Origin of the sequence: Kitasatospora sp. NPDC051705 (assembly GCF_044453265.1) — a bacterium.
Taxonomy (GTDB): Bacteria; Actinomycetota; Actinomycetes; order Streptomycetales; family Streptomycetaceae; genus Kitasatospora.
Map to the genome: position 1 here is coordinate 147913 of NZ_JBITCO010000004.1, position 13589 is coordinate 161501.

Annotated in this window: 15 protein-coding genes; 4 read left to right on the plus strand and 11 right to left on the minus strand. The window is 72.6% G+C overall.

Going from position 1 to position 13589, the window contains the following annotated elements:
• Positions 1-22: 22 nt before the first annotated feature.
• The 6 genes from ACIA8Q_RS07240 to ACIA8Q_RS07265 form a co-directional block, all read right to left on the minus strand.
• Positions 23-1393: an NADH-quinone oxidoreductase subunit D gene (locus ACIA8Q_RS07240; RefSeq protein WP_360218874.1), complete on the minus strand. Its 1371-nt coding sequence runs from the start codon at positions 1391-1393 to the stop codon at positions 23-25.
• Positions 1393-2106, minus strand: coding sequence for an NADH-quinone oxidoreductase subunit C (locus tag ACIA8Q_RS07245; protein WP_360218871.1), 714 nt, complete (start codon positions 2104-2106; stop codon positions 1393-1395). Before ACIA8Q_RS07245 ends, ACIA8Q_RS07240 begins: the two co-directional genes overlap by 1 nt.
• Complete coding sequence (locus tag ACIA8Q_RS07250) at positions 2103-2657, minus strand: NADH-quinone oxidoreductase subunit B family protein (RefSeq protein ID WP_360218868.1); 555 nt, start codon at positions 2655-2657, stop codon at positions 2103-2105. The genes ACIA8Q_RS07245 and ACIA8Q_RS07250 overlap by 4 nt, the downstream gene beginning before the upstream one ends.
• Positions 2658-2758: 101 nt before the next feature.
• Positions 2759-3118: an NADH-quinone oxidoreductase subunit A gene (locus tag ACIA8Q_RS07255; RefSeq protein WP_030060100.1), complete on the minus strand. Its 360-nt coding sequence runs from the start codon at positions 3116-3118 to the stop codon at positions 2759-2761.
• A gap of 587 nt (positions 3119-3705) precedes the next feature.
• Positions 3706-4386, minus strand: coding sequence for a response regulator (locus tag ACIA8Q_RS07260; RefSeq protein WP_396316871.1), 681 nt, complete (start codon positions 4384-4386; stop codon positions 3706-3708).
• The gene (locus ACIA8Q_RS07265; protein WP_396316872.1) at positions 4383-5501 is read right to left on the minus strand and encodes a sensor histidine kinase; all 1119 of its coding nucleotides are present in this window, start codon (positions 5499-5501) and stop codon (positions 4383-4385) included. The genes ACIA8Q_RS07260 and ACIA8Q_RS07265 overlap by 4 nt, the downstream gene beginning before the upstream one ends.
• A gap of 194 nt (positions 5502-5695) precedes the next feature.
• Between ACIA8Q_RS07265 and ACIA8Q_RS07270 the strand changes: the two genes are divergently transcribed.
• Positions 5696-6322 (plus strand): hypothetical protein, encoded by a 627-nt coding sequence (locus tag ACIA8Q_RS07270; protein WP_396316873.1) that lies wholly within the window; start codon positions 5696-5698, stop codon positions 6320-6322.
• Positions 6323-6335: 13 nt separating this feature from the next.
• Here the strand turns inward: ACIA8Q_RS07270 and ACIA8Q_RS07275 are convergent, their stop codons facing one another.
• Both ACIA8Q_RS07275 and ACIA8Q_RS07280 read right to left on the minus strand, forming a co-directional pair.
• A complete protein-coding gene (locus ACIA8Q_RS07275) occupies positions 6336-7364 on the minus strand; it encodes a DMT family transporter (protein ID WP_396316874.1) in 1029 nt (342 codons plus the stop codon).
• A 179-nt stretch (positions 7365-7543) separates the two neighbouring features.
• Complete coding sequence (locus tag ACIA8Q_RS07280; RefSeq protein WP_396316875.1) at positions 7544-8209, minus strand: CatB-related O-acetyltransferase; 666 nt, start codon at positions 8207-8209, stop codon at positions 7544-7546.
• A 100-nt stretch (positions 8210-8309) separates the two neighbouring features.
• Between ACIA8Q_RS07280 and ACIA8Q_RS07285 the strand changes: the two genes are divergently transcribed.
• The 3 genes from ACIA8Q_RS07285 to ACIA8Q_RS07295 all read left to right on the plus strand — a co-directional run bounded on the left by ACIA8Q_RS07285 (position 8310) and on the right by ACIA8Q_RS07295 (position 10469).
• Complete coding sequence (locus ACIA8Q_RS07285) at positions 8310-9071, plus strand: TetR/AcrR family transcriptional regulator (protein WP_396316876.1); 762 nt, start codon at positions 8310-8312, stop codon at positions 9069-9071.
• A 75-nt stretch (positions 9072-9146) separates the two neighbouring features.
• A complete protein-coding gene (locus ACIA8Q_RS07290) occupies positions 9147-9851 on the plus strand; it encodes a peptidylprolyl isomerase (protein WP_387900862.1) in 705 nt (234 codons plus the stop codon).
• Between the two features lie 252 nt (positions 9852-10103).
• Positions 10104-10469 (plus strand): MazG-like family protein, encoded by a 366-nt coding sequence (locus tag ACIA8Q_RS07295; RefSeq protein ID WP_360218844.1) that lies wholly within the window; start codon positions 10104-10106, stop codon positions 10467-10469.
• A gap of 69 nt (positions 10470-10538) precedes the next feature.
• On the opposite strand, the gene ACIA8Q_RS07300 is transcribed toward ACIA8Q_RS07295, so the two are convergent.
• The 3 genes from ACIA8Q_RS07300 to ACIA8Q_RS07310 form a co-directional block, all read right to left on the minus strand.
• Positions 10539-11828: a geranylgeranyl reductase family protein gene (locus ACIA8Q_RS07300; RefSeq protein WP_360218919.1), complete on the minus strand. Its 1290-nt coding sequence runs from the start codon at positions 11826-11828 to the stop codon at positions 10539-10541.
• A 203-nt stretch (positions 11829-12031) separates the two neighbouring features.
• The gene (locus ACIA8Q_RS07305; protein WP_360218841.1) at positions 12032-12727 is read right to left on the minus strand and encodes a demethylmenaquinone methyltransferase; all 696 of its coding nucleotides are present in this window, start codon (positions 12725-12727) and stop codon (positions 12032-12034) included.
• Between the two features lie 112 nt (positions 12728-12839).
• Positions 12840-13427 (minus strand): hypothetical protein, encoded by a 588-nt coding sequence (locus tag ACIA8Q_RS07310; RefSeq protein ID WP_360218838.1) that lies wholly within the window; start codon positions 13425-13427, stop codon positions 12840-12842.
• Positions 13428-13589 lie beyond the last annotated feature (162 nt).

Below are 13589 nucleotides of genomic sequence, written 5' to 3' on the forward strand. Positions count from 1 at the left end.
GGCATCCCCAACTGGACGTCTGTCACCGGTCCACGCCTCCCATCACCGGGTCGATCCCGGCCACCGCGACGATCACGTCGGCCACCTGGCCGCCCTCGCACATCGCCGCCATCGTCTGCAGATTGGTGAACGACGGATCCCGGAAGTGGACCCGGTACGGGCGCGTCCCCCCGTCGCTGACCACGTGCACGCCCAGCTCGCCCTTGGGCGACTCGACCGCCGTGTACGCCTGGCCGACCGGGACCCGGAAGCCCTCGGTGACCAGCTTGAAGTGGTGGATCAGGGCCTCCATCGAGGTGCCCATGATCTTGCGGATGTGGTCGAGCGAGTTGCCCATCCCGTCCGGGCCGACGGCGAGTTGGGCCGGCCAGGCGATCTTCTTGTCGGCCACCATGACCGGGCCCGGGCGCAGCCGGTCCAGGCACTGCTCGACGATCCGCAGTGACTGCTTCATCTCCTCCAGCCGGATCAGGAAGCGGCCGTAGGAGTCGGCGCTGTCGGCGGTCGCGACCTCGAAGTCGTAGTCCTCGTAGCCGCAGTACGGGTCGCTCTTGCGCAGGTCGTGCGGCAGGCCGGTGGCGCGCAGGATCGGACCGGTGGCGCCGAGCGCCAGGCACCCGGGCAGGTCCAGGAAGCCGACGTCGACCAGGCGGGCCTTGAACACCGGGTTGCCGGTGGCGAGCTTGTCGTACTCGTGCATCCGGGAGCGGAACGTCCGGACCGCCTCGCGGATCTGGTCGACCGCCCCGGGCGGGAGGTCCTGGGCGAGACCGCCGGGGCGCACGTACGCGTGGTTCATGCGCAGGCCGGTGACCAGCTCGAAGACGTCCAGGATCAGCTCGCGGTCCCGGAACCCGTAGATCATCAGGGTGGTGGAGCCGATCTCCATGCCGCCGGTGGCCAGGCAGACCAGGTGCGAGGCGATCCGGTTGAGCTCCATCATCATCACGCGGATGACGCTGGCCCGGTCCGGGACGTCGTCGGTGATGCCGAGCAGCTTCTCGACGGCCAGGCAGTAGGCGGTCTCGTTGAACAGCGGGGTCAGGTAGTCCATCCGCGTCACGAAGGTCGTGCCCTGGACCCAGCTGCGGAACTCCATGTTCTTCTCGATGCCGGTGTGGAGGTAGCCGATGCCGCAGCGGGCCTCCGTGACCGTCTCGCCGTCGATCTCCAGGATCAACCGCAGCACGCCGTGGGTGGACGGGTGCTGGGGGCCCATGTTGACGATGATGCGCTCGTCGTCGGCCCGGCCGACCGCCTCGACGACCTCGCCCCAGTCGCCGCCGGTGACCGTGAAGACCCGGCCCTCGGTGGTCTCCCGGGCGTGTGCCCGCTCGGCGTCCTCCCGCGGGTCCGCTCCCTGCGGGGCCTGTTCGTGGTGCTGGGTGCTCATCAGCTGTACGACCTCCGCTGGTCGGGTGCCGGGATCTGGGCGCCCTTGTACTCGACGGGGATGCCGCCGAGCGGGTAGTCCTTGCGCTGCGGGTGGCCCAGCCAGTCGTCCGGCATCATGATCCGGGTGAGCGCCGGGTGACCGTCGAAGACCAGGCCGAAGAAGTCGTAGGCCTCGCGCTCGTGCCAGTCGTTGGTCGGGTAGACGCTCACCACGGACGGGATCCGCGGGTCGGCGTCCGGTGCGGTGACCTCCAGCCGGATCAGCCGGCCGTGGGTGATCGAGCGCAGGTGGTAGACCGCGTGCAGCTCGCGGCCCTTGTCGCCGGGGTGGTGCACGCCGCTCACGCCCAGGCAGAGCTCGAAGCGCAGCGCCGGGTCGTCGCGCAGGATGCGGACGGTCCGCAACAGGTGCTCGCGCTCGATGTGGAAGGTGATCTCGCCGTGGGCGACCACCGTCTTCCCGATCACGTCGACCGGGTCCAGCCCCTGCTCCTCCAGGGCGCCCTCCAGCTCGTCGGCCACCTCGTCGAACCAGCCGCCGTACGGCCGCTCGCTCGGGCCGGGCAGCACCACCGGCGCGACCAGACCGCCGAAGCCGGAGGTGTCACCGGTGCCCTGGGCGCCGAACATGCCCTGGCGGCGGCCGACCACCTCGACCGGGATCTCGCGGACGGGCCGCTCCTGCCGGGTCTCGGGTACCTGCTCGTTCATCGCAGCTGCCCCCGCATCTCGCTGACCGGGGTGGCCCGGAGGGCGAGCGCCTCGCCGAGCTCCTCGGCCCGGCGCCGGTTCACGCCGAGCGGCTCGTGCTGGATCTTGTCGTGCAGCTTCAGGATCGCGTCCATCAGCATCTCCGGGCGGGGCGGACAGCCGGGCAGGTAGATGTCCACCGGGACGATGTGGTCGACGCCCTGCACGATCGCGTAGTTGTTGAACATCCCGCCCGACGAGGCGCAGACGCCCATCGAGATGACCCACTTCGGGTTGGGCATCTGGTCGTACACCTGGCGCAGCACCGGGGCCATCTTCTGGCTCACCCGGCCCGCCACGATCATCAGATCGGCCTGTCGGGGCGAACCCCGGAACACCTCCATGCCGAACCGGGCCAGGTCGTAGCGGCCGGCACCGGTGGTCATCATCTCGATCGCGCAGCAGGCCAGACCGAAGGTGGCCGGGAAGAGTGACGCCTTGCGCACCCAGCCGGCGGCCGTCTCCACGGTCGTGAGCAGAAAGCCGCTCGGCAGCTTCTCCTCGATTCCCATCAGATCCCTCTCAATGCCCTCAGAAAGCCCTCAAGTCCTGTGGTACGTCCGGCCCGTTCGGGCTTGTCCGCTCGTTCACAAGGGCGGCGGCCACCCCGCGCTCAGTCCCACTCCAGACCGCCGCGGCGCCACACGTAGGCGTACGCGACGAAGACGGTGGCGATGAACAGGAGCATCTCGACCAACCCGAAGATCCCCAGGGCGTCGAAGGTGACCGCCCACGGGTAGAGGAAGACGATCTCGATGTCGAAGACGATGAAGAGCATCGCCGTCAGGTAGTACTTAATCGGGAACCGACCGCCGCCCACGGGCTGCGGGGTCGGCTCGATGCCGCACTCGTACGCCTCCAACTTGGCCCGGTTGTAGCGCTTGGGGCCGGTCAGCGAGGCCATCACGACGGAGCCGACCGCGAACGCCGCCGCGATGGCACCGAGTACGAGGATCGGCGCGTAGGCATTCATAGCCCCCGCTCCCTCCGTCCAGTCGTCCTTGACTGCAGATCGGAACCGGCAGGTCACACTGTGGTGAACCCGCGTTCCGGTTCCCGGGATCCACCTCATGTGAGGCAGTTCACAAAGCCTGGAACGAGCGCATCCTATGCCCGTCGGCTTGTGATCTGCGACACGCAGTTCAACGTCATCTTTGTGATCTACGACACCCTTGGAATCACGCCGAATGTGAACATGCCGAGAGTTGTCAACACAAAGAAGTCAAATGGTCACAACCAGTCGCATTTACTTGTGAAGCGGCTGGTCAGAGGCACGCTCCTATATCAACTATGCGTCGTCTCAAGCAAATTTCCGGGCGTCATGTTGACGTGTTATAGCGGCTCACCCAGAGGGGTGGCGGCGCTCCGAACGTCCGCTTGACCCTTCGTTCACAAGCGCGCGAGCGCGGGGTGGAGTTGGGGTTCTCCCCCACTCGCCACGCGGCCCCCGCCGCTCGCCGGACGCCCCTCCGCACGGCCCCCTCCCGCCGGTGTCTCCCTGCTGCCGTCGCCCCCGCCGGCCGGCCACCTCTTGCCGGCCACCCCTCGCCACTCACCCCGCTACCGGTTGCCGGCGGCCTGCTCCCAGACCCAGGCCGCGATGCCCACCCGGTTCCTGGCACCGAGCTTGCGCTGGACGTTGGCGAGGTGGTTCTTCACCGTGCCCGGTGAGATGAACAGCCCGGAGCCGATCTCGGCGTTGGTCGCGCCGTCGGCCACCAGCTCGGCGATCTCCCGCTCCCGCGCGGTCAACTCCTCCACCGGGCCGGCCGCAGGCGGCGCCGCCGCCCCCGAACCGGAGCGCTCCTCCGGACCGGGCGCCGCCATGTGCCGCAGGAGCCTGACGGTGACCTGGGGGCTGATCAAGGCGTCCCCGGCCATCGCCGCCCTGATCGCCTCGATCAGCAGCACCGGACCGGAGCGCTTGAGCAGGAAGCCCGCCGCACCGTGCCGGAGCGCTGTGTGCACGTACTCGTCCAGGTCGAACGTGGTCACCACGATCACCTTGCACTGACCGGCCAGCTGCCGGGTGACCTCCAGGCCGTCGAGCTTCGGCATCCGGATGTCCGCGAGGACCACGTCCGGACGAAGCCTCCTCGCCTCCGCCACCGCCGCGGCGCCGTCCGCGGCCTCGGCCACCACCGCCATGTCCGGCTGGACGTCCAGGATCATCCGGAACGCACTGCGGACGTCGGGCTGGTCGTCCGCGATCAAGACCCTGATCGGCCCGGTGCTGCTCATGCGTGCTCCTCCCGTGCTGCGGCCTTCGCCGCACTCCGCCGAACTCCTTGCCGGTCGCGTGCCTCCCCCAGGGGAAGCACCGCCGCCACCCGCCAGGACCGCACTCCGTGCGGCCCCGCCTCGAACGAACCGCCCAGGGCCTCCACCCGGGCCGCCAGCCCCGACAGTCCGCTTCCTCCGCCGCGCCGTGGGCGGCCTCCTGGAGCGGCGCCCCGCCCGTCGCTGGTCACGGTCAGCTCCAGCCGGCCGCCGGCTCGGAGCGCCCGGACGTCCACCGTCCGAGCGGTCGGTGCGTGCCGCCTGACGTTGGTGAGCGCCTCGACGACGATCCGGTGGACGGTGCCCGCCACCTCCCGGGGGACCGGGTCCTCCGGGAGCTCCAGCCTGACCTCGGCGCCGCCCGAGAGCACGAACTGCGCTGCCACCTCACGCAGTTCGGTCAGGCCCGGCTGCGGGGCGCGGCCGGCACCCTCCTCCGTACGCAGCAGCTGCACCGTCCGGTCCAGCGAGGCCAGGGCCCGCTGCCCGGCCTGCTCTATCCGCTCGAACATCTCCGCCGCCCGCGCGGGATCGATCGTGGCCAGGTAGGCCCCCGCCTGGGCCTGGGCGACCATGCCGCTCACGTCGTGCGCCACGAAATCGTGCAGGTCGTGGGCCAGCTCGAGCCGCTGGGCCCGCCGGGCCTCCGCCACCGCCCGGAGCCGGGCGCCGTCCAGGCCGCGCAGGTAGAGGCCGATCAGCACCGCGGGGAGGGACAGCATCGACCCGAAGCCGAAGAGGTCGAGCGCCCCCATCGGCCCGTCGACCGCCTCGAACCGGGAGGGCCAGAGGCCGACGGCGCCGCAGGCCGTCCAGGCGGCCGCGGCGGACCGCGGGCCGTCCGCCGACCGGAGGGTGAGGACCACCGCCAACAGCAGGGCGGCCAGTTCGGCCAGGCCGAGCAGCCCCGGCCACCTGTCCGCCTCCGCCCACCGGCCGACGAACCAGACGGCGATGGTGACCACCGCCGACGACGCACCGACCACGGCCGTCACCGCCGCCACCCCGCGGCGACCGCGAGCCACCCACGCCGGCAGCAGCAGGGCCGGCACGACGAGTGCGAGCAGCTGAGTCATCGTCATCTCCTCCCTTGGACTGCCGTCACCGTACGACGGGGCACCCGGGGTCCGCTTGTGCCGATCGGCACATTTCAAAGGCCGGTTGAGCAGGTGGAACAGCCCGATCGGCATCTGCCGCGGAGCCGGTGGGAGGGGTCAGCCTTGAGTCGTCGAACCGGCCGGGAGGGCCGGGCAGGGAGGGAGCCACCACCATGTCGAAGATCGCGATCAACGCACGCGGCACCGGCCGCCGGGCCGGGGCGGCCGCCCCGGCCGTCGCCGTCGCTCCGGACACCCTCGTCGCTCCGGGCGGTCGCAACGCCCGGGCCGTCCCGCCCGCACCGCGGTGGGCCGAGCTCGCCGCCGGGACCGCGGCCCTGAGCACCGTCCCCTCGGGGGTGTGGCGGGTCGCCTTCGGCTTCGGCGTCCCGATGGGGTTCACCGGGGCGACAGCCGCGGCCTACGGCGAGCACCAGCCGGGTTGGGGCACCGTCTACTGCGTCGTACTGAGCGCCCTGGCCGAGGCGCTGGCGTTCCTGACCCTCGGCCTGGTCCGGCCCTGGGGCCTGGCGGTGCCCCGGTGGGTCCCGCTGATCGGCGGCCGGCGGGTGCGGCCGCTCGCCGCGATCGTCCCGGCGCTGCTGGGCTCGGTGGTGCTCACCGTCCTCGGCGCGGAGGGGCTGTTCGGCCGCTGGGCCGCCAACCTGGCCGAGCCGGATTCGCCGCGCGGGGCCGCCGCCGTGGTGATGACCCTCGCCTACCTGCCCCTGGTGGTCTGGGGCCCGTTGCTCGGCGCGGTCACCGTCGACTACGCCCGCCGGACACTGGGGCGCCGGTGATCACCGAGCCCGGTCAGGCCCGCGCCGCCTCCGGAGCCGGAGCCGGAGCCGGCGGCGAGGCCGCGCCCTCGGAGTCGCCCCGGGCCTCGTCCCCGGCCTGCGGCCGCGGAGCCGGGGCGGTGCGACGGCCCCACTCCGTCGCGAACAGGACCACGGCTCCGCCGAGCAGGGCCAGCGGGCCCATCCGGTTGCCCGCGATCGTGATGCCGAAGACGGCGGCCCAGAGCGGCTCCGTCCCCAGCAGCAGGCTCACCCGGGACGGCGAGGTGGCTCGGACGGCCCAGGTCTGGACGAAGAAGGCGAACAGCGTGCAGAACAGCGACAGGTGGAGCAGCCAGGCCCACTGTCCGGGCCCGTACGAGGCGGCGACGGCCCACGGTGCCGGCCCCACGGAAAGCGCGACGACCGTGAAGACGGCGGTGGCGACCGCGAGTTGGACCCAGGTCAGGGCCAACGCGTCGGTGTTGCGCACGGCCCGGGTGCGGGCCGTGGTGAGGACGAACACCGCGCGGACGAGGGCGGCGCCCAGCACCAGCAGGTCACCGAGCGTGGGTGGGCGGAGCCCTCCGTCGCCGGTGAGCAGGGCGACGCCCAGGACGGCCAGCACGGCGGCCGCGAGGAAGGCGCGCGGCGGGGCGGTCCGGGTGAGCGCGCTCTCGCCGAGCGGGGTCAGCACCATGGCGAGGCTGATGATCAGTCCGGCGTTGGTGGCGGAGGTGTGCACGGCGCCGTACGTCTCCAGCAGGAAGATCCCGCTGAGCACCAGGCCCAGCGCACCGCCGCCCAGCCACTCGGCGCGGCTCAGCCTCCGCAGGGCACGCCAGGCGACGGCCCCGAGGAGTGGAAGCACCAGCCCGAACCGCAGCACCAGCATCGCGACGGCGGTCCCCGGCTCGGCCACCCGCTGGACGGCGAGGAAGCTCGACCCCCACACCACGGCCACCAGGAGGACCGGCAGGTCGCGGAGGACCGACGAGGAAGCGAACGAGGACGAGAGCGAGGAGCTGGACGTGGAGCTGGAACTGAACAGGCGGGAGCGCATGGGTCTGACCCCTCCGAGCGAACGGAACCGGCGGGCGCGAGTACCGTACGGCGTCGGACGGACCCAGGAGGAGGCCGAGCGGCGGGCTCGGCGGCGAACGGGCGGAGCGTGGAGCGGCGGTGCGCCATCTTCGCGCACCGGCCCGCCCCTGATCAACGGCCTTTCACGGGCCGGACGGTTCAGGGGGCGAGCAGACCGTTCGCCGCGGCGATCTCCTCGATGTCGGCCGGGGTCCCGGACATGACGGCTCGGACGTGCTCGGTGACGAGTTCGACCGGCCAGTCCCACCAGGCCGCGCGGAGCAGCCGTTCGATGTCGGCCTCGTCGAAGCGGCGCCGGATGGGGCGGGCGGGATTGCCGCCGACGACGGTGTAGGGCTCGACATCGGCGGTGACGACCGCGCCGGCCGCGATGATCGCCCCGTCGCCGATCCGGACGCCGGGCAGCACGGTGGCCCCGAAGCCGAACCAGACGTCGTTGCCGACCACGGTGTCGCCCCGGCTGGGCAGGCCGGTGACGATGTCGAGGGTCCGTTCGGTCCAGTCGCCGCCGAACATGGTGAACGGGAAGGTGGAGACGCCGATGGTGGGGTGGGCGGCGCCGGCCATCAGGAAGCGGGTGCCGGTGGCGATGGCGCAGTACCGGCCGATCACCAGCCGCTCGGGCCCGTAGGCGTAGAGGACGTTGCGCTCCTCGAAGCGGGTGGCCCCTTCGGGGTCGTCGAAGTAGGTGTATTCGCCGACGTCGATCCGCGGGTCGGTGACGAGCGGGCGCAGCAGGACCACCCGGTCATGGCCGGCGAGCGGGTGCAGTGCGGTCGGGTCGGGGATGGCGGTGACGGTCATCGGGGAAGGGCTCCTCTCGTAATGCGACCGACGTCGCATTACGATGAGAATGACATCGAGACCATCCGCACGGCAAGCTTTAACGCGACTGGAGTCGACTTTGAACGAGAGCGCCACGAACACCGCGGACACCACGGACGCCACGGACACCGCGAACACCCCCGACGCCACCCCGACCCCCCGCCCCGCCGCCGGTCCAGCCGCCAGCCCCGCCGCGGGAGCCGAGCCACCCCGAGCTCCGACTCCGCGCCCCGGCGGTCGCAGCGCCCGGGTCCGGGCGGAGGTGGTCGCCGCCACGCTCGCCGAGGTCACCGAGAAGGGGTACGACGGCCTCACCGTGGAGGCGGTCGCGGCCCGGTCCGGCGTCCACAAGGCGACGCTCTACCGTCGCTGGGGCGGGGTGGACGGCCTGGTCGCCGAGGCCCTGACCGTCTCGGCCGACCAGCCGTGGCCGGTACCCGACACCGGCGACCTCCGGGAGGACCTCCGCCTCATCACCCGGGAGGTGTTCGCCGTCTTCACCGACCCGGAGCAGGGCCCCACTCCCACGGCGCTGATCACCGCCGCCCAGCGCTCCGACACCGGCGCGGCCGCCCTGCGCTCCTTCTTCACCGCCCGGCACCGACAGGCCGCGCAGGTGGCCGACCGGGCCGTCGCCCGCGGGGAACTGCCCACCGGCACGGACGGCGCCGAAGTCGTCCGGGCCGCCACCGCCCCGCTCTACTACCGGCTGTTCGTCACCGGCGAGCCGCTGGACGCCCGGTCCGCCGAACGGGCCGCGGACGCCGCCGCACTGGCCGCCGGCGCCGGCCTCTTCATCCACACCCCGGAGGCGAACCCCGCGACGGGTGCGACTTCCTGACCCTCCGACACCGAACGGGAACCCACACCACTCCGCCCCCTACCGGATCGCCGCCCCGGCGTGGATGATGTCGCCATGCCAAACCTGCCGTCCACCACCCCTCGGAAGGCCAGTCACGTGAAGCGCGCACCCTGGGCCCTGCTCGCCGTCGCCACCGTCCTGCCGCTCGTGGCGAGCACCGGCACCGCCGTCGCGGACACCCCGCCCACCACACCCGCGCCCACCTGCGCCTACACGCCCGCAGTGCCGGCCGACAACTTCAAGGGCATCCCGGTCTTCGACGCCAAGAAGGCCGCCCAGCCCTACCGCGCGACCCTGCGCACGAGCCAGGGCTCGATCACCTTCCAGGCGCTCACCGACAAGGCGCCCTGCACCACCTTCTCGTTCCGGTTCCTCGCCGAGCACGACTACTTCGACCGCAGCCACTGCCACCGTCTCACCACCCAGCGGATCTACGTCCTGCAGTGCGGCGACCCGACCGGAACGGGCAGCGGCGGCCCCGGCTACTCCTTCCCGGACGAGAACCTGACCGGCGCCACCTACCCGGCGGGCACGGTGGCGATGGCCAACGCGGGCCCCAACACCAACGGCAGCCAGTTCTTCTTCGTCTGGAAGGACACCAAGCTCTCCCCCGCCTACACCCCGTTCGGCCGGGTCACGGCGGGCCTGGACGTGCTGCAGAAGATCGCCGCGGGCGGCGAGGACGACCAGAACAACCCCGGCGACGGCTTCCCGACCCTCCCGGTGAACATCCGCAACGTGAAGATCAGCACCCGCTGACCCGGGGCCGGCACCCCGTGGGCCCGGGCCCACGACCGCTCGGGGGGTGACCGCTCGCCCCAGGACCACCCGGCTCAGGACCACCCGGCCCAGGACCGCTCACCTCAGAACCGCCCGGCTGGCAGCCCCCGGCCCGCGACCACTGGGTCACGACCATCGGGTCACGACCGCCCGGCCCGCGAGAGCCAGGCGCCGTCCGCCGCCGCTCCCGTACGGTGGCAGCACCACCGACACCGTACGGGAGCAGCGCGCATGGACAGCCGGATCTGGGAGAGCGTCGACCACGTCGTCGCGTGGCTCGACGCGGAGGGCACGCAGTCGCCCCGGGAGGAGCTCCTGCTGCGGATCCTCAAGCTCTCCGAGGAGGTCGGCGAGGTCGGTGCGGCGGTGATCGGCGCCACCGGCCAGAACCCGCGAAAGGGCGTGACCCACAGCTGGGAGGACGTCCAGCACGAGCTCTGCGACGTCGTCTTCTCGGCCCTCGTCGCGCTCCGGACGCTGACCCCGGACGCGGCCCGGGTGTTCGCCGAGCGCCTCGCCTACGTCGAACAGCGCTCCGCCGCCTCCCGCCGCCCGGCGGACCGGGAGCAGGGGGCGGCGGAGGATGCGACGCACTGAAGGCCGCACCGAGGAGGGCCGCCGGAGGGCGCCCCGGGGGGCGTTCCCCCGAGGACGCCCCCGAGGGTGTTACGCGTTCGGGGCGACCTTCGCGAGGCCGTTGATGATGCGGTCCATCGCGTCGCCGCCCTGCGGGTCGGTGAGGTTGGCGAGCATCTTGAGGGTGAAGCGCATCAGCATCGGGTGGGTGAGGCCGCGCTGGGTGGCGAGCTGCATCACCTTGGGGTTGCCGATGAGCTTCACGAAGGCGCGGCCCATCGTGTAGTACCCGCCGTAGACGTCCTTGAGGATGCGCGGGTAGCCCTGGAGGGCGCGCTCGCGGCCGGCCTCGGTGACCCGGGCGTGGGCCTGGGCGATGACCCCGGCGGCGATCTGGCCGGATTCCATCGCGTAGGCGATGCCCTCGCCGTTGAACGGGTTGACCATGCCGCCCGCGTCGCCGACGAGCAGCAGGCCGCGGGTGTAGTGCGGCTGCCGGTTGAAGGCCATCGGCAGCGCGGCGCCGCGGATCGGCTCGGTCATGTTCTCGGGGGTGTAGCCCCACTCCTCCGGCATGCCGGCGCACCAGGCCTTGAGCACCTCGCGCCAGTCGAGCTCACCGAAGGCGGGCGAGGAGTTGAGGATGCCGAGGCCGACGTTGGAGGTGCCGTCGCCCATGCCGAACACCCAGCCGTAGCCGGGCAGCTGCTTGCGCTGGCCGCCGCGGGTGTCCCAGAGCTCCAGCCAGGACTCCAGGTAGTCGTCGTCGTGGCGCGGCGAGGTGAAGTACGTCCGGTAGGCGACGCCCATCGGGCGGTCCTCGCGGCGGTGCAGGCCCATGGCGAGCGAGAGCCGGGTGGAGTTGCCGTCGGCGGCGACGACCAGCGGGGCGCGGAAGGTGACGGGGCGCTTCTCGTCGCCGAGCTTGGCGGTGACGCCGACGATCCGGCCGGTGCGGTCGTCCAGGACGGGCCCGCTGACGTTGCAGCGCTCGTAGAGCCTGGCGCCGGCCTTCTCGGCCTGACGGGCCAGCAGCTCGTCGAAGTCGGCGCGCTTGCGCACCAGGCCGTAGTCGGGGAACGCGGACAGCTCGGGCCAGTCGAGCTCGAGCCGGACGCCGCCGCCGATGATGCGCAGGCCCTTGTTGTGCAGCCAGCCGTTCCCGGTGGAGACGTCGATGCCCATGTCCACCAGCTGCTTGGTGGCGCGCGGGGTCAGGCCGTCGCCGCAGACCTTCTCTCGCGGGAAGGCGGTCTTCTCCAGCAGCAGCACGTCCAGCCCGGCCTGGGCGAGGTAGTACGCGGTGGTGGAGCCGGCGGGGCCCGCGCCGACCACGATGACGTCGGCCGTGCTCTCGATCGGGCTGTCCGGCTTCGTCAGGTCGGCTGCGGTCTCGGACACGGTGGACACTCTCCTGGAGCTGCGACTGGGGGACGGCGGCGTTGTCTTGGGCAGTCTAGTTCCGTTCACGGCGCCGGAAACGACCACGCCCCCGGCTGCGTCCCGCCCCGCACCCCGGACCCCGGACCCCGGACCCGGACCGCACCGCGCCCCGCGGTCCGGGGGCGCCGCGGCGGTGCGCGCTACGCCGGCTTGTAGGCCCGGTGCAGCGCGACGATGCCGCCGGTGAGGTTGCGCCAGGCGGCCTTGGACCAGCCGCTCTCCTGCAGCTTGGCGGCCAGCGCGGGCTGGTCCGGCCACTCCCGGATGGACTCGGCGAGGTACACGTACGCGTCGGGGTTGCTGCTGACCGCGGTGGCGACCGGCGGGAGGGCGCGCATCAGGTACTCGGTGTAGACCGTCCGGAACGGCGTCCAGGTCGGGGTGGAGAACTCGCAGATCACCAGCTTGCCGCCGGGCTTGGTGACCCGGTGCATCTCGCGCAGCGCGGCGTCGGTGTCGTGGACGTTGCGCAGCGCGAAGGAGATCGTCACCGAGTCGAAGGTGTCGTCCGCGAAGGGCAGCCGGGTGGCGTCGCCGGCGGTGAGCGGCAGCTCGGGGTGGCGGCGCTTGCCCTCGGCGAGCATGCCGACGGAGAAGTCGCACGGGACGACCTGCGCGCCGGCGTCGGCGAAGGGCAGCGAGGAGGTGCCGGTGCCGGCTCCGAGGTCGAGCACGAGGTCCCCGGGTCCGGCGGCCACCGCCTCGGCCACCGCCCGGCGCCAGGCGCGGGCCTGGCCGAGGGAGAGCACGTCGTTGGTGCGGTCGTACTTCGCCGCGACGTCGTCGAACATGGCGGCGACTTCGTGCGGCTGCTTGTCCAGAGAGGCTCGGGTCACGACCCCATTGTTCACCCTGGCGCCGATGCCCCGACCAACGGGGCACGCCGGGCCACCGGATCCGGCCCCCCGGCCGGCACCCGGCCGGCCCGCGGCGGGCACGCCGGCCCCGTCAGTGCTGGGCGCGCCGCCCGCCCGGGCGCCGTCGGCGGCGGGAGCGCTTGCCGTGCGTTATAGCGGGCATCCCGTCGGCCAGTGCCCCGGTCGCCAGGGCGACGGTGGTGGCCAGCCGGCCCTGGCCGGCGCGGACCGCGACGGCCCGCCGGTGCCGCCGGATGCGCAGCACGCAGATCGCGAAGAGCCCGACGGCGACCGGAACGCTGAACCGGGCCAGGCCGACGCCGACCGGCTGCGGATAGGTGTCGCCGCAGATCCGCACCGCGCCCGGGTCGTCGGCGGCGTGCTCCAGGCAGATCGTGTCGCCCACCCTGGCGCCGTCGGTCAGCGGCAGCGCGGCCGCGGTGTGCTGCTGGCCGGAGGCCCGGTAGCTGACGGCGCTGTAGGAGCCGCCGCCGGTGGGCAGCTGGGTGACGACGCCCTCGACCCTCACCGGGTGGGCGGCGATCCGGTCGGCCTGCTCGGCCTGGCGCCAGCCGAGCAGGCACATGCCGACGGCGAGCACGGCGCTGAGCACGGCGGCGAGGTACCAACCACGGCCCAACCGCGGGGTTCGCGGTGGGGGGACGGTCGCGGATCGCATGGTTCCTGTCCTGGCTTGCCTTCGGGCCCTGGGACGGGGCCGCGCCGCCCGCGGGCACGGGCGGTGGTGTGGTGAGGGTACGGAGTGAGCTGTTCGGGATCGTAGCCGCTGGCGGGCCCTCAGGTCACGGCGAAGGGGTAATCACTCCACGCTGCGGACACC

Excerpts from the sequence above, each read along its gene's own strand:
- ACIA8Q_RS07310 (WP_360218838.1), bottom strand. The coding sequence starts at position 13,427 with ATGCGATCCGCGACCGTCCCCCCACCGCGAACCCCGCGGTTGGGCCGT.
- ACIA8Q_RS07255 (WP_030060100.1), bottom strand. The coding sequence starts at position 3,118 with ATGAATGCCTACGCGCCGATCCTCGTACTCGGTGCCATCGCGGCGGCG.
- ACIA8Q_RS07260 (WP_396316871.1), bottom strand. The coding sequence starts at position 4,386 with ATGAGCAGCACCGGGCCGATCAGGGTCTTGATCGCGGACGACCAGCCC.
- ACIA8Q_RS07240 (WP_360218874.1), bottom strand. The coding sequence starts at position 1,393 with ATGAGCACCCAGCACCACGAACAGGCCCCGCAGGGAGCGGACCCGCGG.
- ACIA8Q_RS07270 (WP_396316873.1), top strand. The coding sequence starts at position 5,696 with ATGTCGAAGATCGCGATCAACGCACGCGGCACCGGCCGCCGGGCCGGG.
- ACIA8Q_RS07280 (WP_396316875.1), bottom strand. The coding sequence starts at position 8,209 with ATGACCGTCACCGCCATCCCCGACCCGACCGCACTGCACCCGCTCGCC.
- ACIA8Q_RS07250 (WP_360218868.1), bottom strand. The coding sequence starts at position 2,657 with ATGGGAATCGAGGAGAAGCTGCCGAGCGGCTTTCTGCTCACGACCGTG.
- ACIA8Q_RS07265 (WP_396316872.1), bottom strand. The coding sequence starts at position 5,501 with ATGACTCAGCTGCTCGCACTCGTCGTGCCGGCCCTGCTGCTGCCGGCG.
- ACIA8Q_RS07295 (WP_360218844.1), top strand. The coding sequence starts at position 10,104 with ATGGACAGCCGGATCTGGGAGAGCGTCGACCACGTCGTCGCGTGGCTC.
- ACIA8Q_RS07245 (WP_360218871.1), bottom strand. The coding sequence starts at position 2,106 with ATGAACGAGCAGGTACCCGAGACCCGGCAGGAGCGGCCCGTCCGCGAG.
- ACIA8Q_RS07275 (WP_396316874.1), bottom strand. The coding sequence starts at position 7,364 with ATGCGCTCCCGCCTGTTCAGTTCCAGCTCCACGTCCAGCTCCTCGCTC.
- ACIA8Q_RS07290 (WP_387900862.1), top strand. The coding sequence starts at position 9,147 with ATGCCAAACCTGCCGTCCACCACCCCTCGGAAGGCCAGTCACGTGAAG.